This is a genomic window from Sinomonas atrocyanea, from assembly GCF_030812675.1.
Taxonomy (GTDB): Bacteria; Actinomycetota; Actinomycetes; order Actinomycetales; family Micrococcaceae; genus Sinomonas; species Sinomonas atrocyanea_B.
This window is the reverse complement of sequence record NZ_JAUSTE010000001.1, coordinates 629504-653125: the sequence shown is the minus strand read 5'-3', so window position 1 is coordinate 653125 and position 23622 is coordinate 629504. Positions and strand designations below refer to the sequence as shown.

Here is a 23622-nt window from a genome sequence, read left to right as displayed (position 1 = left end):
GGTGCCGAGGTCGCACTTCCTCGATAGCGTCGTCATGGGGGCAAGGATGCCCCTGACATCACGATGAAGGGGGTAATCATCGTGCGCCATCGCACCATGAACCGACCAACCACGTCTCGCCTGCGCGCCCTCTCGGCCGCCGTCCTCGTCCCGGGCATCACCTGCGCCCTCGTGGCCGTGGGCCTGCCGGCCGAGGCCGCGCCGCCGGCTGAAACGCCGGGGATCTGCAACGGCGTCGTCAATCAGCTCGCGCACCGCGGCACCGTCCAGGAGAACCTCCTCAAGGCGGCCACCAAGCGCAACGCGGACGCCATCGCGGCGCTCCAAACGCAGAAGGCGACGCTGCAGAGCCAGGCGGACGCGCTCACCACCGAGATGGCCGGCCTGAACGCGACCATCAAGCAGGCTGACGACGAGCTCGCAGCGCTCGACGGCCAGATCCAGACCGCCCAGGCGAACCTCGACTCGCTCACGGCCCAGCAGAGCAGCACGCAGCAGCAGATCGACAAGGCCACCTCTGCCCTCGCGGCGCTCCAGTCCCAGCAGGCCGACGTGACGGCCCAGCTGGCACCCCTGCAGGAGCAGCTCACCACGGCCCAGGCGGCAGCCGCCGACCTGAAGACCCAGGCCAGCACCACGCAGTCCGCGCTCGACGCCAAGAACGCCGAGATCACCGTCGCGAACACCGAGCTCGCGGCCCTGCAGAAGACCGCCGACGACGCCGCCTCAGCCCTCGCCGCGAAGCAGACCCAGATCGATACCGCGACGGGCGAGCTCGCGGACCTGGAGGCGGCGGCGCAGACCGCAGCCTCGAACGTGACGGCCGCCCAACAGGCCGTCGCGGCCGCCCAGGCCGAACTGACGCGGCTCCAGGGCGTCGCGGACACGGCCCAGGCGACGCTCGACGCGCAGCTCCAGGCCGTCTCAGACGCCAAGGCGGACCTCGCGGCGAAGCAGAAGGCCGCCGCCGACGCAGCGGCCGCCGTGGACGCCAAGAAGGCCGAGATCGCCCAGGCCCAGACGGACCTGACCTCGCTGCAGGCCACCGCGCAGCAGGCCGCGGACGCACTCGCCGGCAAGAAGTCCCAGATCGCGCAGGCCCAGACGGACCTCGCCGCGCTGCAGGCCGCCGCGCAGCGGGCTGCGGACGCCGTCGCCGCCAACACCAAGGCCATCGCCGATGCGCAGGCATCGATCGCGAACCTCCAGACCCAGCTCGCGGCCGCCCAGCAGGCGGTGACCGCCAAGCAGGCCGAGCTCAGCGCGGCCCAGGCCACCCTCGCCTCCCTGCAGCAGCAGAAGACCCAGCTGCAGAGCGACATCGCCGCCCAGCAGGCCATCATCGACTCCTACCCGTCGACCTCCAATGCCAAGAAGAAGCTGGACGCGCAGGCACAGCTCGCCAAGGATCAGACCCAGCTGGCCAGCCTGAACAACCAGATCACCACCACCAGCGGCCAGATCGCGGTGCTCCAGGGGGACCTCGCCACCCTGCAGGCGAACGTCTCCACGCTCAACTCCCAGCTGCTCACGGCCCAGCAGAACAGCAGCGCCCTCCAGCAGCAGGCCGCTCCGCTCCAGGCAGCCCTCGATTCCGCGAACACCGCGGTGGCCTCCAAGCAGGCCGATCTCGCCACCCTCCAGGGCCAGCTCCCCGCCCTGCAGTCCTCCCTCGACTCCGCGAACGCGGCCGTGGCGTCGAAGCAGACCGAGCTCGCGGGCCTCGAGACGGACCTGGGGACGCTTCAGGACGCCGCGGCCGCCGCGCAGGCCGCGGTGGACGCGCAAGCCACGGTGGTCGCGAACCTGGAGGCGGCGCTGCCGGGCCTGATCGAGAACCGGGACGCGGCCCTGACGGACCTCGCGGCGCAGCAGGGCGTGCTCACGCAGAAGCAGTCCGACCTGGCCGCCGCCAACCACGCCCTGGCAGCGGCACAGCAGGCCGTGACTGACAAGCAGGCCGAGCTCGCCACGCTGCAGGGCCAGCTTCCGGCGCTCCAGGCTGCGGTGGACCAAGCCAACGCGGCCGTGGCCTCGAAGCAGAGCGAGCTCGCCCAGCTCAACGCGGCCAGCGACGCGCTCGTGGCCCAGCTCAAGGACCTGAACGCGCGGATCGCCACCGCCGAGCAGGGCGTGCTGACCCTGCAGAGCCAGGTGGCCCCGCTCCTGACCCAGCTGGACGGGCTGAACCAGCAGATCTCGGACACGGAGCAGCAGATCGCATCCCTCCAGCAGCAGTCCGTCAGCCTGGACTCCCAGGTCACGGCGGCGCAGGCGACCCTGCGGGACCTCCAATCCCAGAAGGGCAGCAAGGCCGGCGCGATCGCCCTCCAGAAGACCGTGGTGGCCGGCCTCCAGTCGCAGCTCGCGGCCGTCCAGTCCCAGATCGCCTCGATCGACGGGACCATCGCCAACGGCGGCTGCCTCGCCTGACGCTGGGCCCGGCGGGGCGTGACGCACGACGGCGGGAGGGCGCCTCAGGCCCCTCCCGCCGCCGCATGCCGGGGCTACGTCGCGTCCACAGCCGGCGGCGCGGCCGGCGCGTGGAGCACGTGGCGCAGCTTCCCGCCCTTGGGATTCAGGCGGATCGGCTCGGGATCGAGCGCCACGCCGACGCCCGGGAGTCCCTGGTCATCGAGGTGGGAGCGCAGTCGCGCAAGCACCTCCGCCTCCACCGAGTGCTGCTCGTGCCCGGGCAGGACCTCGACGCGGACGGCCAGGGCGTCCGGACCCGTCTGCAGCACCTGGAACCGGTGCACGCCGGGGGTCTCCTCCACGACCGTGCCCAGGGCCATGGGCAGCAGGGCCACGGTGCCCGCGGGTCCCTCGAACCGGAGGACCTCGTCGGTGCGGCCCTCGATGCGGACGGTGGGCAGGGGGCTCCCGCAGCGGCACTGCTGCGCACCGAGGCGCACGGAGTCGCCGAGCTCGTAGCGGATGATCGGCTGGACGAAGTTGGCCAGGTTGGTCAGCAGCACCGAGTGCGAGAGCGCCCCCCCCGGGCACGGGCCTGCCGGCGCTGTCGATCGGCTCGAGGATGAACCAGTCCGCGTTCACGTGCTGCTCGCCGTAGCGGCAGGGGAGGGCGAGAGGGCTCGCCTCCGAGGCGCTGTACAGCTCGAGCAGCGGGCAGCCGAACACCTCCTCGATCCGACGGCGCACGGCCGGCAGCAGCTGCTCTCCGCCGCAGGCCACGAGGGCCGGGGCGACGCGCAGCCGCCCCGCGGCCTGCTCCTCGGCCAGCACCTCCAGCCCGCTCGCGTACGACTCGAGCATCGCCGGCCGGTAGGCGTTCAGCTCCTCGACCAGCTGCGCGACCGGCTCCAGCACGGAGAAGAAGCGCACGTACCGGCGCCGGAGCGGCACCGAGCGAATCCGGCGCGTGTACATGACGGCGGTGAGGAAGTGGCCGCCGGAGGCGAAGACCGCGGCCCCGCGGATCCCCTTGGCCAGCATGCGGAGCAGCACCTGCCGGCTGATGTACGGCGGCCGGCCGTAGGCCAGTCCATTCATGACGGCCAGGGCGCGGGCATCCTGCACGAGGAGCGTCGGCTCGCCGGTCGAGCCCGAGGTGGTGAAGACGACGTAGCGGCCCAGGAAGTCGGTCCCGATCGTGTCCTGCCGCGCGGTGAAGCGCAGGAGCGCGTCCTTGGTGACCTCGGGATCGGTCACCCACGCGTCGAAGTGGCCCATCAGCTGGGCCTTGGTCACCGGCGGCAGCGACCCCAGATCGGGGTGCTGCGGGAGCCCGGCGTACAGCTCCGCGTAGAAGGCCGAGTGGGCGCGGGCGTGCTGCAGCAGGGCCGCGAGGCGCTCCCGCTGCCGCGCCTCGACGGCGGCGCGCCCGCCCCGAAGCGCCCGCCGCGCGTCCCGCAGGACCCCGAACGCGGTCAGGCGGGCAGATCTGCGCATGAGGCCATTGTGGGCGGGGCACATGGCGCGCGATAGGGCCGGTTGGAGTGAGGGTTCCGGCTCCGCCCGACCATCGGGTTTCCCGCGCCCAGTAAACTAGGGCGGGTGACTAGGCTCTTCGGTACTGACGGCGTGCGCGGGCTGGCCAATGGCCTCCTCGACGCCGAGCTCGCCCTCAAGCTCTCCCAGGCGGCCGCCGTCGTCCTCGGCCACCAGCAGGTGCCGGACGGCACCCGGCCGCGCGCCGTCGTCGCCCGCGATCCCCGAGCCTCCGGCGAGTTCCTCGGTGCGGCCGTCGAGGCCGGCCTCGCGAGCGCGGGCGTGGACGTGTACGACGCCGGCGTCCTCCCGACCCCCGCCGCCGCCTACCTCGTGGCGGACCTCGGCGCCGACTTCGGCGTGATGATCTCCGCGAGCCACAACCCGGCCCCGGACAACGGCATCAAGTTCTTCGCCCGCGGCGGCCAGAAGCTCCCCGACGAGGTCGAGGACCAGATCGAGGCGCTCCTCGCCAGCGAGCCGCACCGCCCCACCGGCCCCGGCGTGGGCCGCATCCAGCGCTTCTCCGACGCGGAGGACCGCTACATCGTCCACCTGCTCACCACCCTCCCCCACCGCCTCGACGGGCTCACCGTGGTGCTCGACTGCGCCAACGGCGCCGCATCCGGCTGCTCGCCGCAGGTGTTCAAGGACGCCGGCGCCGAGGTCGTGGTGATCGGCGCCGACCCGGACGGGCTCAACATCAACGAGGGCGTGGGCTCCACCCACCTCGAGAAGCTCCAGGCCGCGGTCGTGGAGCACGGCGCCGACCTGGGCGTGGCCCACGACGGCGACGCCGACCGCTGCCTCGCCGTGGACCACGAGGGCACCGTGGTGGACGGCGACCAGATCATGGCCATCCTCGGCCTCGCCCTCAAGGACGCCGGCAAGCTCCGCGACGACGTGCTCGTTGCCACCGTGATGAGCAACCTCGGCCTCAAGATCGCCCTGCGCGAGGCGGGCATCACCATCCGCGAGACCGCCGTGGGGGACCGCTACGTGCTCGAGGAGATGCGCGCCGGCGGCTACTCGCTCGGCGGCGAGCAGTCCGGGCACGTGATCTTCTCCGACTTCGCGACCACCGGCGACGGCGTGCTCACGGGCCTGCAGATCGCGGCCCAGGTGGCGCGGACGGGCAAGACGCTCAAGGAGCTCTCGGCCGTGATGACCCGCCTCCCGCAGGTCCTCATCAACGTCAAGGGCGTGGACAAGGCCCGCGTCTCCGCGGACCCGGGCGTGGCGGCCGCCGTGGCCGACGCCGAGGCCCAGCTCGGGGAGACCGGCCGCGTGCTCCTGCGCCCCTCGGGCACCGAGCCCGTGGTCCGGGTCATGGTCGAGGCCGCCGACGAGGAGACCGCCCAGGCCATCGCCGCGCGCCTCGCCGCCGTGGTACAAAGTCAGTTGGCCCTCGCCTAGCGATGAAAGCGAGGCGTGGCCTCGAGATGGATGGGGGATCTCATGGCCTTTACTGCGCCCGACCGGGGGCACCGATTCGGCCCGTTCAGTGAGTACGCTGCGCAGTACCCGGTCATCGGACGTATGGCCGGGTTCCTCATCTGGCCCATGGGCTTGGCAACCCTCTTCCCGGTCTATCGTTTCCTAGTCGAGGAGCGGCAGCCGGTGGGAACGGATTCCCACGCATACTGGCTAGCACTGCAGGGGCCGCTGAGCTACACGAGGGTTCCGGGCGAGATCGACGCGTATCTCTACTCACCCGCCTTCCTCTCCGCCATCAGGCCGCTTGGAGTGCTTCCGTGGCCGGTCTTCGAGGTTCTCTGGATCCTGCTGGAGTCCGCTGTGCTCTTCTGGCTCCTCCGCCCCCTCAGGCCAACGTGGGCAATACCGCTGTTTGTCGCAGCCATCCCGGAGCTGATCGGAAGCAATATCTTCCTCTTCTTGGCCGCTGCTGCCGTAGTAGCGGCGCGGGCGCCCGGAGTGTGGGCATTCGGGGCGCTCACCAAGGTCGCCACGGGGGTTGGGCTGCTGTGGCCGCTGGCTCGGGGCGACTGGAAGTCCTTTGGCGTTGGGGCGGGTACGACCGTGGCGATCTTCGTTGCGGGTTACGCTATCGATCCCGGGGCGTGGAACGCCTGGTTCGAGTTTCTCCTCTCGCACCGTAGTGGAACCCCGGACAGCACAACGAACTACGTCATTCGCACCCTCCTCGCTGTGGGGCTCGTGGTCCTGGGAGCGCGGCTCAACTGGTCGTTCCTACTCGCCCCCGCGATGTTCTTGGCCACGCCGGTCCTCGCAGGGATGGGGCCGCTCGCGCTCTTCCTGATGATTCCAAGACTGCTGATGGCTGATGGCGCTGCCGCTCCACTGGCACCGCACGTGGCCGAATCAACGCAGGAGCCGACGCCGCAGCCGAACTTGGTCTAGCTCGAGCTCCGGCATCTACTGGTTTGGGGAAACATATGGGTAATGGTGGTGTCCGGCTCAGCCAACGATAGGGCGCCTTCAGCGATTTCGCGGATCACCAGGCACTCGCGGATGGCGCCGCGACCATCCTGATCTGGCCTCTGAGCCTGTCACTCCTTTACGGGTTCGGTTACTTCCTAACGGGGCGCCTGCCGGTGGGCATTGACTCGCACGCATACTGGCTGGCCGCTCAAGGGCCGCTCGACTACAGCAGGATGCCCGGCGAAGCGGATGCCTACCTCTACTCACCGGCCTTCGTCGCCTTGGTCAAGCCTCTCGGGCTGCTACCGTGGCCGGCCTTCCGTCTTCTGTGGATGCTCTTCCAAGCCATTGCGCTGTTCTGGCTCCTGTGGCCTCTCCCCGTCAAGTGGTCCGCGCCGTAGTCCCTCTTTGCGTTGCACGAGATGCTTGTCGGCAACATCTATCTCTTCCTCGCCGTCGTTCTGGTCCTCCCCGCGCGAATGCCTGCCCTGTGGTCTTTTGCAGCTCTGGTCAAGGTGGCCAGCGGGGTGGGGCTCCTCTGGCCTTTCGCGAGGAGTGACTATGCAGCTTGATTCAGGACCGGTGTGACGGCTTGATTCAGGACCACCTGCCTGCGGACCGGCGTGTTGTGACGGTTTGATTCAGGACCACCTTTGACGGTGGGATGCCCGAGGGGTTTGCCTACGTGAGGTGGTTCGGATGGGAAGTCGTGTGGAGCTGTTCGCCCGGATCCGGCGGGATGTCCGGGTCGAGGGCCTCGGTATCCGGGCCCTGGCCCGTCGGCACGGGGTGGGCCGGGACACGGTCCGCACGGCCCTCTCGCGCGCGGAGCCACCGCCGCGGAAGACCCCGGTGCGGGCTTCGTCCACGCTTGGCCCGTTCAAGGACGCGATCGACGCGATGCTCCGCGAGGACCTCGAGGCGCCGAGGAAGCAGCGGCATACCGCCACGAGGATCCTGGCCCGGCTCGCCGACGAGTACGGGGCCAGGGACCTGTCGTATTCGACGGTGCGGGACTACGTCCGCCTCCGCCGGGCGCAGATCGATCTCGCCGCGGGGAGGAGGGTGGAGGTGTTCGTCCCGCAGGAGCACGCCCTGGGGGCGGAGGCCGAGGTGGACTTCGGCGAGCTCTGGGTGGTGCTGGGCGGGGTGAAGACGAAGTGTCACATGTTCGTCATGCGCCTAAGCCACAGCGGTCGCGCCGTGCACCGGATCTGCCTCTCGCAGGCACAGGAGGCCTTCCTCGAGGGCCATCGGGGCGTTCGAGGAGTTCGGCGGCGTCCCGGCCCGGAACATCCGCCACGACTCGCCACCTGATCCGTCGCGATCGACCCGTCCGCGGCGCTCCGCGAGGCCGTGAGTCGCTCAGCCAGCGGCCCGACGCTCGGTCCAGCAGAGAAAATTCCGCAGAAATGTAGAGAGCTTCTCGAACGCGAGTTCGAGAATCAACGGCGGACGAACAATTCTGCTGTCGTTTCGGAGGACTTGAGATCCCAATCGGGACTTGTGTGTAGCCAGCGGGCCAGGCCTGTCGTCGGAGGAACCAAGACGCAGTCTGCACCGGCCAGCCCTTTGTTCAGATCGCCTTGAGCGTCAACTGTACGCAAGGATTGTGCAACCCGATCTGCGCCATACAGGTCGTTTCGCGAATCAATGGATACCAGCACATCGGGCCTCTCCAAGATCACCAGTCCGCCAAGCTGATAATCATTGAACAGCTTGCATCCAGCGGGAATGACCCTAATGGATGAGCTAGGGAAATGCGTCGGATCCGGGCGACCAAAGAAAGGAAGATTGAAAACTGCCAGCCCCCCTGCGACCACGAAGATGCCGGCGGCAGCTTGGGCAAACATGCGACGACGACTAGCAAGGTAGCGCAGAACCACCTCGTGGGATGCAAGAGCCGCCAAGACCGGCAACGCGAGCAAGACGAGGACGGGAAGGATGCGCATTGCAGCCACAGATCCGCCAGCTGCGACCCCTATGGCGGCCGTGAAGACCGGATCCCCGCGTCGTGCCGCTGTGCCGAGGCCAAGAAGACCGAGGGTGAACATGATGAGCTGTAGGGGGTCGGCCGGGTTGAATGGCTGCCATTCGGCTATGACGGCCGATTCACGCCTAACTTGGAGCGTCTGGGTGAGCAGCCCCGTGCCGTAAGGATTCAGAAGTGAGCAGACCGCTGTTATCAATAGTGCAGCCAGAAGCCAGCCGGCACGCCCACGCGTGCCTCGCCTCAAGAAGACCAAAAGGCCACTGGCAGCTACTATGGCCACACCTAGCAAAGCTCCTGCGTGCAAGTTGACCCACAGCACAGTAATGATGGCGATAGCGAGCAGCCGCGGAGTCCGCTGACGCGCCTCTACAAGTCGCCGTAGGACCACCACGAGTGCCAGAACAGCGATGTAGTCAACAAGCTGGGGCCGCGCCGACAGGAATAGTGTCAATAAGGGCGCCCCGATCACGAGCATCCACCCGGACGCCACCGGGGATGCTCCGAGCTGCCGGGCGAGAACCAGCACCAGTGCGCCGATTCCGGCGATAAGACATGCGCATACAAGAGCAACGCCGACCAAGCCGGCTGCATCGTAGAACAAGCCCAGGATGACGTCGAACGCCCAAGAGTTTAGGGTCCATGGTTTTCCACTGACGGTCCACGAGAACGGATCGACAGAGGGAATTCGGCCTTGGGAGACCGTAAAGAGCCCTGTGCGAACCTCCCAGAACGTATCGGATTCGGCTAGATTCTCGGACCGAATCAAGACGAAGGGTAGGAATGCCAACCATGTCAGAATCCAGAACTTTTTCCGCGCCTTCGTCCTTGGGTGAAAGGCAGCGTGGCTGCCTTGTCCAACAAGTTCCCTCCCTTCATCCCCCATGAGCTAGCTATACCACAGCGGACACTCCGGCCGCTTGGATTGACGGCTCTTCGCCTTTCGTCGGGACCCGCGTGTCGGTCGCGGGGATAAGTGGCACGTCTTGCGTAGCACTAGATGGTCGGATTCAACCTTCTGCGACCAGCCCGAAGCCTTCACTATCGGCGGCCGACCAACGCGCCCTGCCGCACGCCCCACTGTTCGTGACAGGCTCGGGCGGATCGGAGGAGCGTTTGCCCGGCGCGATGAGATGCACGGTGAGCGCACGACGAGCGCAACATCCCAGTCACCGGCACAGCACCCCGGACTGGTCCCGAATCAAGCCGTCACCCTGGTCCTCGTTCGGGTTGACATAGCCAGAGGAGGGACTGGCGTGCCCGGCTCCTCGGTATCGGAGCCACCCTCCTCGTTGTGCTGGTGGGTTATGCGACTGACCCCGGCGCATGGAACGCTCGGTTCGCATGCCTGGTCACTAGTCGTGGCCGAGCCACTGACGGCCCGATCAGCTATGCGGTGCGGGCCGTCCTCGCGGCGGTCCTCGTGGTCTTCGGAGCACGGACCAACGCTTCATGGCTGCTTGCTCCGGCTCTGTTGCTGGCGTCCCCGGTGTTCGGCGGAGTCTCGCCATTAGCGGCCCTTCTCGCCATACCGCGTCTATCGCTCGACGACGGTGCCGCTTCACCGCTCGCACGTTGTGATCCGGGGTTCGCCCCCAGCAGGAATCACGACGTCGTCCTCGTCTAGGGGCTACGAGCCAAAGGTGGGCAGCAAGGTACGCTCGCCTCATGCGCACGCCCCCGCCTGCCGCCGTCCGGGCCGTCCAGCGCCTCAGCAGGGCCCTCACCCGGGCCGGCGCCGCCCTCCAGCCACCGCAGGCGCGCTTCCTCGAGGTCTCCGGGGGAGTCGCGGCCATCGCGCTCATGCGGGCGGCCGTCCGCACCCGGCTCGTCGAGCCCCTCGCCGCGGGACGCCGCACCGCCGCGCAGGTGGCCCACGAGCTCGGCCTGCACGCCGACACCGCCCACCGGATCCTCCGCGGCCTCGCCGTCTACGGCCTCGTCACCCTGGATCGCCGCGGCGCGTTCGCCCTCACCGCCACCGGCAGGCTCCTGCTCGAGGAGCACCCGCGGTCGATGGCCGGCTGGGTGCGGTACGCGACCTCGGACGCCGTGCTGGCCGGCTGGCTCCGCCTGCCCGAGACCCTGGCCGACGGGAGGCCGGCCTTCAATGCCGCCGCGGGCAAGAGCCTCTGGGACCACCTCGCCGAGCACCCGGACGAGGAGGCCGGCTTCGCCCGCACCATGCACGAGCTCACCCTCCTCGCGGCCCCGCTGATCGTCGCCGCCTACCCGTGGCCAGAGCGGGGGACGGTGTGCGACGTGGGCGGAGGCGTGGGCGCCATGCTCGCCTCGGTCCTCGCCGCCCGTCCCGCGCTCGACGGCGTGCTGGTGGACCTGGCGGGTCCCCTCGCCGCGTCGCGGGAGTACCTCGCCGGCCGGGGCGTGGGCGGCCGGGTGCGCACGGTCGAGGGGGACATCTTCGCCGGCTTCGTGGCGGCCGCGGACGTGTACCTGCTCAAGGACGTGCTCCACGACTGGGACGACGCCCAGTGCGAGCAGATCCTGCGCACCGTCCGGGCGGCCGCCGGCCCCGGCGCCCGGGTGCTGGTCCTCGAGTGGCTCCAGGAGCCCAACACCGCCGAGTTCCCCGTCTCGATCTCGGACGTCATGATGCTCGCCCAGACCGAGGGCCGCCAGCGTTCCGCGGCCGAGCACCTCGCGCTCGGGGACGCGGCGGGCTTCCGGCCGGGGCGGGTCCTGGACACGGGCGCCTACGGGATCGTCGAGCTCGTGGTCCCCTGAGGCGAGGACGACGCCGGCCCCCCACCTCCGCGAGGTGAGGGGCCGGCGTCGCGCGCGGGGAGAACCGGGTCAGAGCTCGCGCTCGGGCGACTTGAGGGCGTCTCGGATCTCCGTGAGGAGGGCGATCTGCGGGTCGACCGGCGTCTCCGCCGACTTCTCCTTGATGCCGAGCTTGCGGTTGCGGTGCTCGATCATCTTGTTCATCGGGACGATGATCACGAAGTAGATCGACGCCGCGATGAGCAGGAAGTTCACGATCGCTGTCAGCAGGACCCCGAACTTCACCGGGCCGACCACGAGGAAGTTGTTGAAGTCGTGCTGGCCGATCAGCACCGAGATGGCGGGCATGAGGACGCTCTTGACGAGGGCATCCACCACCCCGCCGAACGCGGCGCCCATGATCACGGCGACGGCAAGGTCAATGACGTTGCCCTTCATGATGAAGGTTCTGAATCCACTGAGCATGGGGACCACCTTAGACGGGTCTACGGGTGGAGCAGCACCTTGGTGTAGCCGTCCTCGCGCGCGTCGAACTTGGCGTAGGCGTCCACCGCGTCGTCGAGGGCCACCTCGTGGGAGACGATCCAGGACGGCGCCGCGCGGTCGGCGGTGATGAGGTCGCGCAGTTCGCGGTTGTACCTCTTCACCGGGCACTGGCCGCCCGCCAGGCTGATGCCCTTGGTGAAGGCCTGCCCGTACTCGAAGGGGAGCCGGCCCTGCTTCGCGAGGCCGTACGCCGCGCCGGGATCCTCGGGGACGTAGACGCCCACCACCCCGATGTGGCCGGTGGCCCGGACCACCTCGATGAGGTTGTCCAGCACCATCTCGGGATGCTCCTCGCCGGCCGGATCGTGGGCCTGGTAGCCCACGGCCTCCACGCCGCAGTCCACCCCGAAGCCGTCCGTGGCGTCCATGATGGCCAGGCCCGGGTCCACGTCGGCGAAGTTGACGGCGGTCGCGCCGATGCGCGTGGCGAGGTCGAGGCGGTCCGGCTCCTTGTCCACCACGAAGACCCGCGCGGCGCCCTTGAGCAGGGAGCTGTAGGCGGCCATGAGGCCTACGGGGCCGGCACCGAACACGGCGACGGTCTTCCCGGGGGAGACCTGGGCCATCGTGGCGCCGTGGTAGCCGGTGGGGAAGATGTCCGAGAGCATCGTGTAGTCGTTCTCGTGCTCGTTGCCCGCCGGGAGCCTGAGCAGGTTGAAGTCCGCCCACGGGACCCTCAGGAGCTCCGCCTGGCCGCCCCAGTAGGGCCCCATCTTCGGGTAGCCGTAGCCGGCGCCCGGGTCCCCCGAGGGGTTGGCCCGCAGGCACGCCGACGTCCAGCCGTCGTTGCAGTTGCGGCACGTGCCGCAGGCGAGGTTGAACGGGACGGACACGCGGTCGCCGACCTTGATCCGGTTGACCCCGGGCCCCACCTCCTCGACGATGCCCATGTTCTCGTGGCCGAGGACCATCCCTGAATCGAGCTGGGCGCGCCCCTCGTAGGGGTGCAGGTCCGAGCCGCAGATGTTCGCGGTGGTGATCCGGATGACCGCGTCGAGCGGCTCCTCGATCCTCGGATCATCGACCTGCTCCACGGCCAGTTCCCGCGGTCCCTTGTACACGACTGCCTTCATGAGGACTCCTCCTGCCTGTCGGTGCGGTTGTCCTCAGGGCACCATCCCCGGCGTGGGCCGGGCCAAACATGGCCGGCGGGTCAGCCGTTGCCGTTCCCGTTCCCGTTTCCGTTGCCGTTTCCGTTTCCGGGTCCGGTGGTGCCGGTGTCGGTGCCGTTGGCCGGGCTGGGGGTGCCGGAGCCGCCGTCGGTCGTTCCGGTGCTGGGCTGGGTGCCGGTGCCGCCGTCGGCGGTCCCGGCATCGCCGGTGATCAGGCTCTGCGGCGGGGTGTCGAAGTCGCCGTGGTCGTAGTACTGGGCCACCTGCTGCATGTAGGTGGCCCACTGCGGACCGGCGATGTACGCGCCGTCGACCACCGGGTAGAACTTCCCGTTGACGGTGACGTCGCGGCCCATCCGGGCGCTCGGGCCGTTGAGGGCCTCGCCGAAGTACGACGCCGTCGCGAGCCCCCGCGTGTAGCCCACCACCCAGGTCTGGCTGTTCTCGTTGTTGGTGCCGGTCTTCATGGCGTCCGGGACATCCAGCTTCTGGGGGATGAGCAGGCCCGAGCCCTTGGTCGCCACGTCCTGGAGGACGTTCGTGGCCGCGGCCGCCACGTCCTTGCTCAGGGCACCCGGCTGGCACTGGCTAGTCTGGCCGCCGATCTTCTGGCCCTTGACGTCGTCCACCTCCGTGATGGACATCGGGGCGCAGTAGGTGCCGCCGCTGGCGAAGGTCGCGAACGCGTTGGCCATGGTCATCGGGGCGACGTTGGTGCCGCCGAGGAGGTTGCCGAGGGTGGAGAGGTCGAGCTTCTTGCCCGACCCCGCGCCGTCGTGCATCCCCATGGCGTCCGCGGCGCGCTGGATGTCGCAGAAGTCGTTCAGGTCCGCGGCCGAGGCGAAGGTGGCCGTGTTGATCGAGTTGTAGATGCCGGCCCGGACGGTCATGGGGCGGTAGTAGCCCTCGGAGTCGTTCTGCAGGTCGGTGGAGCCGGGGACGGTGCTGTCGAAGACGCCGTGGACCGGGCCGCACGTGGACTTCCACGGGAAGTCGGCGCCGTAGCGCCGCTGCGAGGCATCCACGACCTGGTTGGTGGGCTTGCCCTCGTTCAGCCAGGCCGCGAGCGTCACCGGCTTCATCGTTGAACCTGGCTGGTAGCCGCCGGCGCCGCCGAGGTCGCTGCCACCCGGGTCCGTCGAGTCGACGTTGAAGTTGTAGGAAGTGACGAACCCGGAGCCCTGGCCGTCCACCATGCGGCTGTTCTGCGCCATCGCCAGGACCTGCCCGGTGCCCGGCTGGACGGTGACGAGCGAGGCGCCCCACTGGTCCGGGTTGGAGCCCGCCGTGGCGTCCACCTGCGCCTGGGCGGGGCCCTGGAGGCGGGGGTCGAGGGTCGTCTTGATGGTCAGTCCGCCGAGCATGACCTTCTGCAGCCGGGCGGTGGTGTCCTTGCCGTAGGCGGGGTCGTTGAGGATCTGGTGCAGGACGTAGTCGCAGAAGTACGGGGCCGTGGAGTAGGGGCAGCCCTGCCTGGGCGGGTTCAGCTTGAGCTGGATCGGGGACTTGACCGCGTCGTCGTGCTGGCTCTTGGTGATGTAGCCGTGCTGGAGCATGGCGTCGAGCACGAGGTTGCGCCGGTCCTTGGCCCGGTCCGGGTGCTGGGAGGGGTCGAAGTACGCGGGCCCGTTGACGAGGCCGGCGAGGAGCGCGCCCTGGGGCAGGGTGAGGTCCTTCGCGTCCTCGGAGAAGAAGTACTGGCTCGCGGCCTGGATCCCGTAGGCGTTGGCGTTGAACGGGACGATGTTGAGGTAGCCGGCCAGGATCTGGTCCTTCGAGAACTTCTGCTCGAGGCCGATCGAGAGCTCCATCTCGCGCAGCTTGTCGCTGACGCTCTTCTGCCCGTTGAGCACGATGTCCGCGCTCTGCCCCTGGGCGATGAGCTGCTCGTTGAGGGCGTTGGTGACGTACTGCTGGGTGAGCGTGGAGGCGCCCTGCCGCCCGCCGCCGGCGTCGGTGACGAGGGCGCGGAGGATGCCCAGCGGGTCCACGCCGCCGTGCTGGTAGAAGCGGTAGTCCTCGATGGCGACGATCGCGTTCTTGATGTTCGGCGACATCTTGTCCAGTGGCACGTCGGTGCGGTTCTCGCTGAAGAGCGTGGCGATCACTGACCCGTCCGCCGCGACGATCTTCGACGCCTGGCCTGGCTGCGCCTCGGTCAGGTTCGACGGCACCGCGGTGCTCAACGTCTCCGTGGCCCCGCTCGCCGCGTTCCCCGTGAGGGCGACGGCGGGGGTCATGAGCCCGGCCACGAGGACGCCGCACAGCCCGCTCACGGCGAGGAACGCGAGGATCCTGCCGAGGGTTGTGGTCGTGTCGAAGTACTTCTTGCTGCCAGAGGACATGCGGTGTAGCGTATGCGGCCCGCCTAAATGCAAGCTGTGAGGGCCGGGCTCACACCTTGCGCAGCAGCATCCTCCGGATGGAGTGGTCCGCGTCCTTGGTCAGCACGAGCTGGGCGCGGCCGCGGGTGGGCAGGACGTTCTGGATGAGGTTCGGCTCGTTGATGCGCTTCCAGATGCTCCGCGCCGTGGTGACTGCCTCGTCGTCGGACAGCGAGGCGTAGCGGTGGAAGTAGCTCTCCGGCTGCGCGAACGCGCCCGAGCGCAGCTTGAGGAACCGCTCCACGTACCAGTGCTCGATGTAGCTCGTCTTCGCGTCGACATAGAGCGAGAAGTCGAAGAAGTCGCTCAGCGCCAGCCCGGTGGTCCCGTCTCCGCGGGGCCTTGCGGGCGCCAGGACGTTCAGGCCCTCCACGATCAGCACGTCGGGCCGGCGGACCACGACCTCACGGCCGGGCACGATGTCGTACGTCAGGTGCGAGTACCAGGGCGCCCGCACCTCCTCGGCGCCGGACTTGATCTCGGCGACGAAGCGGAGGAGCGCGCGCCGGTCGTAGGACTCCGGGAAGCCCTTGCGTTCGAGGATGCCCCGCCGGGTCAGCTCGGCGAGGGGGTACAGGAAGCCGTCGGTGGTGACGAGCTGCACGTTCGGGGTGGACGGCCAGCGCTGGAGCATCTCCCGCAGCACACGGGCAATGGTGGACTTGCCCACGGCCACGGACCCGGCCACGCCGATCACGAACGGGGTGCGCTGCGTCGACTCGCCGAGGAACGTCTGGGTGGCCGTGTGCAGCTCGCCCGAGGCCTCGACGTAGAGGGAGAGGAGCCTGCTCAGCGGCAGGTAGACGTCTCGGATCTCCCGCAGGTCGAGGGGATCGCCGAGCCCGCGGATGCGGTCGATGTCGTCCTGGTTGAGGGGCTGCTCCATGCGGTCCGCGAGGCGGGCCCACGTGGCGCGGTCGAGCTCGACGAACGGGGACGCGCCATCGCCGGCGGACTCGCTTCTCTGCAGACTCACCCGTGCATTCTGCCAACTGAGGCGGCACTGCGCGAACTGCAGGGGTGGGTGGGCGCGCCGGTAGGATGTGACGCATGTGTGGAATCGTCGGCTATGTCGGTACCGCCCGCGCGCTCGCAGCCGCGGACGGGAACAGCAGTCACAGTGCCCTTGACGTCGTGATCGAGGGCCTGCGGCGCCTCGAGTACCGCGGCTATGACTCCGCGGGCGTGGCCGTCGTCGCGGACGGGGCCATCGAGTCCCGGAAGAAGGCCGGGAAGCTGAAGAACCTCGAGAAGGAGCTCGCCGAGCGTCCCCTCCCGGAGAGCGTCACCGGGATCGGGCACACCCGCTGGGCCACCCACGGCGGTCCCACCGATGCGAACGCGCACCCGCACCTCGCGGACGGCGGCCGCCTGGCCGTCATCCACAACGGCATCATCGAGAACTACGCCTCCCTCAAGGCCGAGCTGACGGCCAAGGGCGTCCCGTTCCTGTCCGAGACGGACACCGAGGTCGCCGCCGCCCTGATCGGCGACTACTACCGCGGCGAGGCCGACGGCGACATCACCCGCGCGATGCAGCTCGCCTGCCAGCGGCTCGAGGGGGCCTTCACCCTGCTGGCCGTGCACGCGGAGCAGCCCGGCGTCGTGGTGGCGGCCCGGCGGAACTCGCCGCTCGTCGTCGGCCTCGGCGACGGGGAGAACTTCCTCGGGTCCGACGTCTCCGGCTTCATCGACTACACCCGCCGCGCCGTGGAGCTCGGCCAGGACCAGATCGTCACGATCACCCCGGACTCCTTCGAGGTGACCGACTTCTTCGGCGCCCCGGCGTCCGGCAAGGAGTTCGAGGTCTCGTGGGACGCCGCCTCGGCCGAGAAGGGCGGGTTCAACTCCTTCATGGAGAAGGAGATCAACGACCAGCCCGCCGCCGTGCACGACACGCTCCTGGGCCGCTCCGACGCCTCCGGCCGCCTCGTCCTCGACGAGCTGCGCATCGACCCGGAGGAGCTCAAGCAGGTCAACAAGATCATCGTCCTCGCGTGCGGCACCGCCGCCTACGCGGGCCTCGTGGCCAAGTACGCGATCGAGAAGTGGTGCCGGATCCCCACCGAGGTCGAGCTCGCGCACGAGTTCCGCTACCGCGAGCCGATCGTGGACGCCCACACCCTGGTCGTCTCCATCAGCCAGTCCGGCGAGACCATGGACACCCTGATGGCCGTGCGCTACGCCCGCGAGCAGGGCGCCAAGACGGTCTCGATCTGCAACACGAACGGCTCCACGATCCCGCGCGAGTCCGACGCCGTCCTGTACACGCACGCCGGCCCCGAGATCGCCGTCGCCTCCACCAAGGCGTTCCTGGCCCAGATCACCGCCGCGTACCTGCTGGGCCTGTACCTCGCCCAGCTGCGCGGGAACATCTTCTCCGGCCAGATCCGGGACGTCCTCGCGGACCTGAACAAGATCCCCGAGAAGATCCAGACCGTGCTCGACGCCGCCGGGCCGCTCCGCGAGCTCGCCCGCAGCATGAAGGACGAGAAGTCCGTGCTGTTCCTCGGCCGCCACGTGGGCTACCCGGTGGCGCTCGAGGGCGCGCTCAAGCTCAAGGAGATCGCGTACATCCACGCCGAGGGCTTCGCGGCCGGCGAGCTCAAGCACGGCCCGATCGCCCTGATCGACGAGGGCCAGCCCGTTTTCGTGGTGGTCCCGTCCCCGCAGGGCCGCGACTCGCTGCACGCCAAGGTGGTCTCCAACATCCAGGAGGTCCGCGCCCGCGGCGCCCGCACGCTCGTGATCGCGGAGGAGGGCGACGAGGCCGTGCGCGCCTACGCCGAGTACGTCTTCTACGTCCCGCAGACCCCGCCGCTGCTCATGCCGCTGCTGACCACGGTCCCGCTGCAGATCTTCGCCGCCGAGCTCGCATCCGCCAAGGGCTACGACGTGGACCAGCCGCGCAACCTCGCCAAGTCCGTCACGGTCGAGTAGCCACCTCCATCTCGGGTACGCATCTCGTCGCCCTTTCGGGCTTCCGGGTACGCAGGCCCCGAAGTACGACGACGGCCGGTCACCTCCCGCTGGGAGGCGGCCGGCCGTCGTCGTCCGCAGGGCGGCCGCCCGAGGTGCGCCGGCGCGGTCAGATCAGGGCGTCGAGGGTGACGAAGGTGAAGCCCTCCGTGCGCATCTGGTCGATGATGCCCGGGAGGGCGGCGGCGTCGAGGGTCGAGCCGTCGTCGGGGTTGGAGCCGACGTGCATGAGCACGATCTCGCCGGGCTGGATCGCGTTCATGACCCGCTGGATCACCGACGGCGCCCCCCGCGTGCCGCCCACCGTGCCCTGCCAGCCCAGGGAGTCGACGGTCCAGCGGATCGCCGCGTACCCGCTCGCGTTGACCGCGGCGATGGTGCGGGCGTTGCGGGCGCCGGAGGGGAAGCGGAAGAACGGGCGCGGGTCCACACCGTCGGCCCGGATGGCCGCCTGGGCCGCGGACAGCTCGGCCGCGATCTGCGCGTCGGTCAGGGTGGTCATGTCCGGGTGGGTCATCGAGTGGTTGCCGACCCGGTGGCCGCCCGCCGCGATCTTCGCGACGTCGGCCGGATGCGCCTTCGCCCACGCGCCCGTGAGGAAGAAGGTCGCGGGCACGTGCTCGGCCGCGAGGGTCGAGAGGATGGACGCGAGCCCGGCGTCGTTGGCGCCCGCGTCGAAGGTCAGGGCCACCACCTTCTCCTGGGTGGGGATCCGCTCGATGTCCTGCCCGCGCAGGTTCGGCGGCAGCGCCAGCGGGGGCAGGGGCGGCCCCGCAGTGGCGGTGGGCTTGGACGGCGGCCTCGAGGGGGTGCCGGCTGTGGACGGCCCGCTGCCGGTGGGGGTGGGAGTCGGCGGGGCGGACCCCGTGGCGGTGGGGGACGCGGTGGGCGAGCCGGAGGCGGTGGGCGGCGCGGCCGGCGTCGGCTGCGAGGTGGAGCGGGTCAGGGTGATCACGAGCGCGGTGGCGGCGAGGACGAGCACGACCGCGGCCACGATGATGACCGTGAGCCGTCGCCTGCCGAGTGCCGCCATGTGCAACCCCCTCGGTCACGACGGTACGCCCGCGGCGGCGGGGGCGCGAGGGACTTTGGTCGGCTCAGCCGAGGACCAGGCCGCGGACGTAGGCGGCCTGGCCCACGTGCTGGGTCGCGTCGTTGAGCAGGCTCACGAGGCGGACCGCCGCGGTGACCGGCGGGGACCAGCGCTCGTCGACGATGCGTCCGAGGTCCTCGGGGGCCAGGCCCTTGACGACCTCCGTGACGCGGGCGTGGACCGCGTCGTGGTAGCCGCGCAGAACCTCGGCGTCCACGGCGGGGAAGGCCCCGACCTCGTCGCTGGACTGCCCGTAGCCGGTGGCCCAGTCGCCGTAGGGCAGGGCGAACCGCTCGCGCCACTGGGGCCAGAGCTGGCCGGGCGGAACCTCGCGGGCGCGGGTCTTGGGCGGGTCATTGCGCTCGAGGACGTGGGCGAGGGCGGCGATGTGGTCGTCCTCGACGCGGGTGAGATGCCACACGAGCCAGGCGACGTGGTTGGCGTGGGGGCCGGGGCGCTGCAGCAGCTGCTCGGGGGAGAGGCCCAGGAGCGCGTGCTCCACCGACTCCTGTACCCTGCCGAAGCCGTCCAGCAGGAGGTCCGTGGCCCAGTTCTGGTCTGCACTCATGCTGCCCACACTATTCCCCGGCGCCCGTGGGCCGGGAGGGGCGCGGGCGCATGGGGGCTGTGTTTTCCTGCCCACTTTGGCGCGCTGGCGGTCTTGCTGGGGCGGCGCGCCGCGGTCGCCACGCCGGAGGTCCACGGCCAAAGTGGGCAGGAGCGGACGGCCGGCCGACCTAAGGGCGGAAAGGGAGACGACCCCAGCTCCTGAGCAGTTCCTCCACATCGCGCAGGAGCCGATCGGGGTCGCGCCAGACAACCTCCGGGGGATACCGCAGCGTCGGGTAGCCCTGCCGCAGGGCCTCGTTCTGCCGGCGCCGGTCCTCGACGAAGGCTGCTCGGTCCGCATGGAAGGCGTGCCCGTCGATCTCCACGATCACCAGACCCTCGATGAGGAGGTCGACTCTGCCGACGCCCGGGATGCGTGCCTGCGCTTCAACCCGCCAGCCCCTGGCCACGAACAGCAGCCTCGCTTCCACTTCGGGCTGCGACTCGGCAGCGGCCGTGACGAGGGAGAGGGCATGGCGTGCCCGTGCGCTGCGGGGCGCGTGGACCATGTCCTCGAGCAGGGCTCGATGGACCTTTCCAGCCCTGATGGCCGACTCTGCCATGGACACGGCCTCGGACAGGGGGAGGCAGTTCAGCGCGTGGAGAACGGTGTCCTCGATCGAGGCGATGGGCAGGACATCGTGGGTGGGGAACCTGAGGATGCGGTGCGCCGTGAACGCGGTGACGCGCGAGTGGGCCACCGCCAGATGCCTGCGGGGAGGGGCTTCCCTGATCCAGAGCCCGTGCGATGTGGCGGCCGACCCGCAGGTGAGCACCCCGTTGTGGACGAGTGCGAAGAGGTAGTCCGGGTTGCAGCCCGGAAGGGCGACGATTCCCCGGGCCGGCCTGGTGCCCAGCCCGGCGAGCGCTGCGACCTCGCGTTTTGTCGCTCCGGCCCGGAGGAGGGTGGCTGTACGGGCAACACCGCCCAGCGATCTGAGGTAGTTGAGAGCATCCATGGTGCTATGCCAGCCGTGCGGGGCCGATCCGGGCAGTGAGTCCCGCTCCCATGTGGACGACTCGCCGAGGGCGGCGCCTGTTGGGGGCGAATGGCCCCGTTCCTTCCTGCCCACTTTCACCGGACCCCGCCCGCGCGTCGGCCGCGACACGCTGGCTCCTCGCGAGCCTGCGGGCGCAAAGTGGGCAGGAGCGGACGGGGGAGAGATCGCCCCGGATTTTTACTTGAAGTATCAACTAAACGGTCTTACGCTGGATGCATGACCGCAGCCCAGCCCCCCGTCCTGTTCCTCAGCCACGGCGCGCCGCCGCTCGCCGACGACGCCACATGGACCCGCCAGCTCCACGAGTGGTCCGGCACGTTCGCCAAGCCCAAGGACATCCTCATGGTCTCGGCGCACTGGGAGAACGCGCCGGTGACCCTGAGCGCCACCGAGCGCCCGCAGGAGCTCGTCTACGACTTCTGGGGCTTCCCGCAGAAGTACTACGACGTGCGCTACGAGGCCCCCCTCGCCCCCGAGCTCGCGAACGAGGTGGCCCGGCTGACCTCCCAGCACGGCCACCATGTGGAACGCGATGAGACCCGCGGCCTCGACCACGGCGCGTACGTCCCGCTCAAGGAGCTCTTCCCGGGAGCGGACGTCCCCGTGGTGCAGATGTCGATGCCGACCCTGGACCCGCGGGGCCTGTTCGAGCTGGGCCGGACCCTGGCACCCCTGCGCGACCGCGGGACGCTGATCGTGGGCTCGGGCTTCACCACCCACAACCTGCGCTGGTTCAACCCGCACGCCGGTGCCGACGCCGCCCCGCCCGCGGCGTCCTCCGAGTTCGACCACTGGGCAGAAGAAGCCATGTCCCGCGGGGACGTGGACTCCATCCTCGACTTCATCCACAAGGCCCCGGCCGCCCGCGAGGCGCACCCGCGCTCGGAGCACTGGGCCCCGCTGTACGTGGCCCTCGGCGCGGCCTCGGCGTCGGGCGGGATCGACGCGAAGACCGCGATCGAGGGCTTCTGGTTCGGGCTGTCCAAGAGGTCCTGGACCCTCACCTAGGTCAGCCCAGAAGGAGCGCCGCAACCCGCGACCCGCCCACCGCGCTCCGGAGCAGCCGCACCCTAGACGCGGCCGTCGGGGTAGATGCTGCGGGTCTCGGCGCGCTGGTACCGGCGCCGCCAGGGCAGGCGGGGTCGGGGGAGCACCCGGGCCACCGCGAGCGCCGCGTACATGAGGGTGTTGAGGGCCACGAACGTCGCGAGCACGTTGATGAACGGACTCTGCAGGATCGATTCGTCGAACAGGAGGCCGAGCGGCACACGCACGGGACTCACCGCGCCGCCTCCTCGGCAGCGGCAGCAGGGGCAGCGGCGGCAGGGGCAGCAGCCACACCAGGGCCGCCGGGAGCGGCCCTCACGCTGGCAGCGCCAGAAGCGGCCTCGACCCCCGGCGGCCGCACGAGGTGCTTCCACGCGGCCTTGCGCCCCGCGGTGATGTCCGCGATCCCCTTGAGGTAGACCACGTTCAGGAACATGTCGAAGACGAGCTCGGGGAACAGGCAGGCGGCAAGGAGCCGGGCGCGCCAGCCCCCGCCCCAGGCGGTGACGAGCCGCTCGAGGGTGAACCAGAACCCCAGCCCGAGCCAGAACGGGAACCAGATCCACGTATCCATGGACAGGGCCATCAGGGCGATGAGGGACAGGTAGGTCCCGAGCGCGATCACGCTGTAGCCGATCCCGAGCTGCTGGAACCAGTACCGCGCGGTCTGCGGCGTGACGCCGTAGGCGCCGAGGTTCTCGAGCGCCCCGCGCTGCCAGCGAAGCCGCTGCGCCCAGAGCATCCGCCACGTGGGCATGAGCTCGGTCTCCACGGTGCACTCGGGCGGCGACACCATGAGCGCCCCGAGGGACTTGAGCGCAATCGTCAGCTCGTTGTCCTCGGTGAGCGCGGCCGTGTCGTACACGTCGCCGCGCCGGCCGGGAAGCTGGGTGCCTCGGGCGTCGGCGACGGCCCGCAGGGCCACCGGCCGGAACACGGATGCGGTCCCTGTCAGGACGAACACGCGCCCGCGCCGCCGGCGGATCTCGCGCGAGTAGCGGATGTACTCGTTGCGCTGGAACTGGCCGATGAGCCCGTGCCCCTCCTCGCCGTAGAAGAGGCCGCCCACGGCCACGAGCGCACGGTCGTCGGTGAACCGCCGCACCGCCTCGGCGAGGTACTGGCCGCCGAGCTTGGTGTCCGCGTCCATCACCATGACCACGTCGTTGTCGGCGAGCCCGGGCAGCAGGGTGCGCAGCGCCTGGTTGAGCGCGCCGCCCTTCTTGTCCGTGTTGCCCTCGGTGGCGAACACCTCGGCGCCGGCGGCCCGCGCGATCTCGGCGGTGCGATCGGTGCAGTTGTCCGCGACCACGATCACCCGGTCCGGACGGAGGGCCTGCGCGTCGAGCGAGGCCAGCGTCGCGGGCAGCGATGCCTCTTCGTTGTGCGCGGGGATGAGCACGGTGACGGTCACCGGCCCGGCGAAGACGCCGCGGGTGGCGGCCATGATGGTCTTCGGCGCCAGCGGCTTCGCCTGCACGTGCGCCGAGGCCCGGCGCGAGCGGGTGGCAATGGCCCGGTCGAGGAGTGCAACGCCTGCCCCGAGCAGGATCGCGGCGGCCACGGAGACGAGGACGACGCGCCAGTGCGGCGCGTGGGCGTCGTAGAAGACGCTCCACACACCGCCGATCGAGACCTTGGCGGGCTGCCAGAGCGGCGGCGGCTGGCTCGCGGCCACCCCCCACCACAGCAGCAGCGCGGCGCCGGTCACGGCCGCGACGATCAGGAGGCCCACGAGCCTCTGGAACCATCTCCCCATGGG

At 70.0% G+C, this 23622-nt stretch carries 18 protein-coding genes and 1 pseudogene; 7 read left to right on the top strand and 12 right to left on the bottom strand.

All coding sequences use genetic code 11. From position 1 onward, the window contains the following. Positions 1 to 96: 96 nt before the first annotated feature. A complete protein-coding gene (locus tag J2W20_RS02995) occupies positions 97 to 2433 on the top strand; it encodes a chromosome segregation ATPase (RefSeq protein ID WP_307004436.1) in 2337 nt (778 codons plus the stop codon). A 74-nt stretch (positions 2434 to 2507) separates the two neighbouring features. Here the strand turns inward: J2W20_RS02995 and J2W20_RS02990 are convergent, their stop codons facing one another. Further along, a complete protein-coding gene (locus J2W20_RS02990; RefSeq protein ID WP_307004434.1) occupies positions 2508 to 2663 on the bottom strand; it encodes a hypothetical protein in 156 nt (51 codons plus the stop codon). Continuing rightward, entirely contained in the window at positions 2632 to 3912 is a 1281-nt protein-coding gene (locus tag J2W20_RS02985; protein ID WP_307004432.1) for an AMP-binding protein, read from the bottom strand. The genes J2W20_RS02990 and J2W20_RS02985 overlap by 32 nt, the downstream gene beginning before the upstream one ends. A 105-nt stretch (positions 3913 to 4017) precedes the next feature. On the opposite strand from J2W20_RS02985, the gene glmM reads away from it, so the two are divergent. From glmM to istA, 3 genes and pseudogenes are all read left to right on the top strand, one after another. Further along, positions 4018 to 5367: a phosphoglucosamine mutase gene (glmM, locus tag J2W20_RS02980; protein WP_307004430.1), complete on the top strand. Its 1350-nt coding sequence runs from the start codon at positions 4018 to 4020 to the stop codon at positions 5365 to 5367. 42 nt (positions 5368 to 5409) lie between these two features. Continuing rightward, positions 5410 to 6333: a glycosyltransferase family 87 protein gene (locus J2W20_RS02975; RefSeq protein WP_307004429.1), complete on the top strand. Its 924-nt coding sequence runs from the start codon at positions 5410 to 5412 to the stop codon at positions 6331 to 6333. A 720-nt stretch (positions 6334 to 7053) separates the two neighbouring features. After that, positions 7054 to 7663: pseudogene (istA, locus tag J2W20_RS02970) on the top strand (IS21 family transposase); the annotation flags it as partial. 136 nt (positions 7664 to 7799) lie between these two features. On the opposite strand, the gene J2W20_RS02965 reads toward istA, so the two are convergent. Continuing rightward, the gene (locus J2W20_RS02965; RefSeq protein WP_307004427.1) at positions 7800 to 9230 is read right to left on the bottom strand and encodes a hypothetical protein; all 1431 of its coding nucleotides are present in this window, start codon (positions 9228 to 9230) and stop codon (positions 7800 to 7802) included. Positions 9231 to 10012: 782 nt separating this feature from the next. On the opposite strand from J2W20_RS02965, the gene J2W20_RS02960 reads away from it, so the two are divergent. Beyond that, positions 10013 to 11089, top strand: coding sequence for a methyltransferase (locus J2W20_RS02960; protein WP_307004426.1), 1077 nt, complete (start codon positions 10013 to 10015; stop codon positions 11087 to 11089). Between the two features lie 69 nt (positions 11090 to 11158). Here the strand turns inward: J2W20_RS02960 and mscL are convergent, their stop codons facing one another. From mscL to coaA, 4 genes are all read right to left on the bottom strand, one after another. Next, positions 11159 to 11554: a large conductance mechanosensitive channel protein MscL gene (gene mscL, locus J2W20_RS02955; RefSeq protein WP_307004425.1), complete on the bottom strand. Its 396-nt coding sequence runs from the start codon at positions 11552 to 11554 to the stop codon at positions 11159 to 11161. A gap of 20 nt (positions 11555 to 11574) precedes the next feature. Next, positions 11575 to 12708, bottom strand: a complete 1134-nt coding sequence (locus J2W20_RS02950; protein WP_307004423.1) for a glutathione-independent formaldehyde dehydrogenase — start codon at positions 12706 to 12708, stop codon at positions 11575 to 11577. 80 nt (positions 12709 to 12788) lie between these two features. Further along, positions 12789 to 15092 (bottom strand): transglycosylase domain-containing protein, encoded by a 2304-nt coding sequence (locus J2W20_RS02945; protein WP_307004421.1) that lies wholly within the window; start codon positions 15090 to 15092, stop codon positions 12789 to 12791. 49 nt (positions 15093 to 15141) lie between these two features. Further along, the gene (coaA, locus tag J2W20_RS02940) at positions 15142 to 16107 is read right to left on the bottom strand and encodes a type I pantothenate kinase (protein ID WP_307004418.1); all 966 of its coding nucleotides are present in this window, start codon (positions 16105 to 16107) and stop codon (positions 15142 to 15144) included. A 74-nt stretch (positions 16108 to 16181) separates the two neighbouring features. Here coaA and glmS point away from each other — a divergent pair, with 74 nt between their 5' ends. Further along, positions 16182 to 18071, top strand: coding sequence for a glutamine--fructose-6-phosphate transaminase (isomerizing) (glmS, locus tag J2W20_RS02935; RefSeq protein ID WP_307004415.1), 1890 nt, complete (start codon positions 16182 to 16184; stop codon positions 18069 to 18071). A gap of 148 nt (positions 18072 to 18219) precedes the next feature. Here the strand turns inward: glmS and J2W20_RS02930 are convergent, their stop codons facing one another. The 3 genes from J2W20_RS02930 to J2W20_RS02920 form a co-directional block, all read right to left on the bottom strand. After that, positions 18220 to 19143, bottom strand: coding sequence for a polysaccharide deacetylase family protein (locus tag J2W20_RS02930; RefSeq protein WP_307004414.1), 924 nt, complete (start codon positions 19141 to 19143; stop codon positions 18220 to 18222). Positions 19144 to 19207: 64 nt separating this feature from the next. Then, a complete protein-coding gene (locus tag J2W20_RS02925; RefSeq protein ID WP_307004412.1) occupies positions 19208 to 19771 on the bottom strand; it encodes a mycothiol transferase in 564 nt (187 codons plus the stop codon). A gap of 169 nt (positions 19772 to 19940) precedes the next feature. Then, positions 19941 to 20771, bottom strand: coding sequence for an endonuclease domain-containing protein (locus tag J2W20_RS02920; protein WP_307004410.1), 831 nt, complete (start codon positions 20769 to 20771; stop codon positions 19941 to 19943). A gap of 258 nt (positions 20772 to 21029) precedes the next feature. On the opposite strand from J2W20_RS02920, the gene J2W20_RS02915 reads away from it, so the two are divergent. Beyond that, entirely contained in the window at positions 21030 to 21821 is a 792-nt protein-coding gene (locus tag J2W20_RS02915) for a dioxygenase family protein (protein ID WP_307004408.1), read from the top strand. Between the two features lie 62 nt (positions 21822 to 21883). On the opposite strand, the gene J2W20_RS02910 is transcribed toward J2W20_RS02915, so the two are convergent. Together J2W20_RS02910 and J2W20_RS02905 are read right to left on the bottom strand one after the other, a co-directional pair. Beyond that, positions 21884 to 22096, bottom strand: a complete 213-nt coding sequence (locus J2W20_RS02910; protein ID WP_307004406.1) for a hypothetical protein — start codon at positions 22094 to 22096, stop codon at positions 21884 to 21886. Next, complete coding sequence (locus J2W20_RS02905) at positions 22093 to 23619, bottom strand: glycosyltransferase family 2 protein (protein ID WP_307004403.1); 1527 nt, start codon at positions 23617 to 23619, stop codon at positions 22093 to 22095. Before J2W20_RS02905 ends, J2W20_RS02910 begins: the two co-directional genes overlap by 4 nt. Positions 23620 to 23622 lie beyond the last annotated feature (3 nt).

Coding starts and splice junctions, on each gene's coding strand:
- J2W20_RS02960 (WP_307004426.1), top strand. CDS start 10,013: ATGCGCACGCCCCCGCCTGCCGCCGTCCGGGCCGTCCAGCGCCTCAGC.
- J2W20_RS02915 (WP_307004408.1), top strand. CDS start 21,030: ATGACCGCAGCCCAGCCCCCCGTCCTGTTCCTCAGCCACGGCGCGCCG.
- J2W20_RS02930 (WP_307004414.1), bottom strand. CDS start 19,143: ATGGCGGCACTCGGCAGGCGACGGCTCACGGTCATCATCGTGGCCGCG.
- J2W20_RS02995 (WP_307004436.1), top strand. CDS start 97: ATGAACCGACCAACCACGTCTCGCCTGCGCGCCCTCTCGGCCGCCGTC.
- J2W20_RS02945 (WP_307004421.1), bottom strand. CDS start 15,092: ATGTCCTCTGGCAGCAAGAAGTACTTCGACACGACCACAACCCTCGGC.
- J2W20_RS02905 (WP_307004403.1), bottom strand. CDS start 23,619: ATGGGGAGATGGTTCCAGAGGCTCGTGGGCCTCCTGATCGTCGCGGCC.
- J2W20_RS02965 (WP_307004427.1), bottom strand. CDS start 9,230: ATGGGGGATGAAGGGAGGGAACTTGTTGGACAAGGCAGCCACGCTGCC.
- J2W20_RS02985 (WP_307004432.1), bottom strand. CDS start 3,912: ATGCGCAGATCTGCCCGCCTGACCGCGTTCGGGGTCCTGCGGGACGCG.
- glmS (WP_307004415.1), top strand. CDS start 16,182: ATGTGTGGAATCGTCGGCTATGTCGGTACCGCCCGCGCGCTCGCAGCC.
- J2W20_RS02925 (WP_307004412.1), bottom strand. CDS start 19,771: ATGAGTGCAGACCAGAACTGGGCCACGGACCTCCTGCTGGACGGCTTC.
- J2W20_RS02950 (WP_307004423.1), bottom strand. CDS start 12,708: ATGAAGGCAGTCGTGTACAAGGGACCGCGGGAACTGGCCGTGGAGCAG.
- mscL (WP_307004425.1), bottom strand. CDS start 11,554: ATGCTCAGTGGATTCAGAACCTTCATCATGAAGGGCAACGTCATTGAC.
- J2W20_RS02975 (WP_307004429.1), top strand. CDS start 5,410: ATGGCCTTTACTGCGCCCGACCGGGGGCACCGATTCGGCCCGTTCAGT.
- J2W20_RS02920 (WP_307004410.1), bottom strand. CDS start 20,771: ATGGATGCTCTCAACTACCTCAGATCGCTGGGCGGTGTTGCCCGTACA.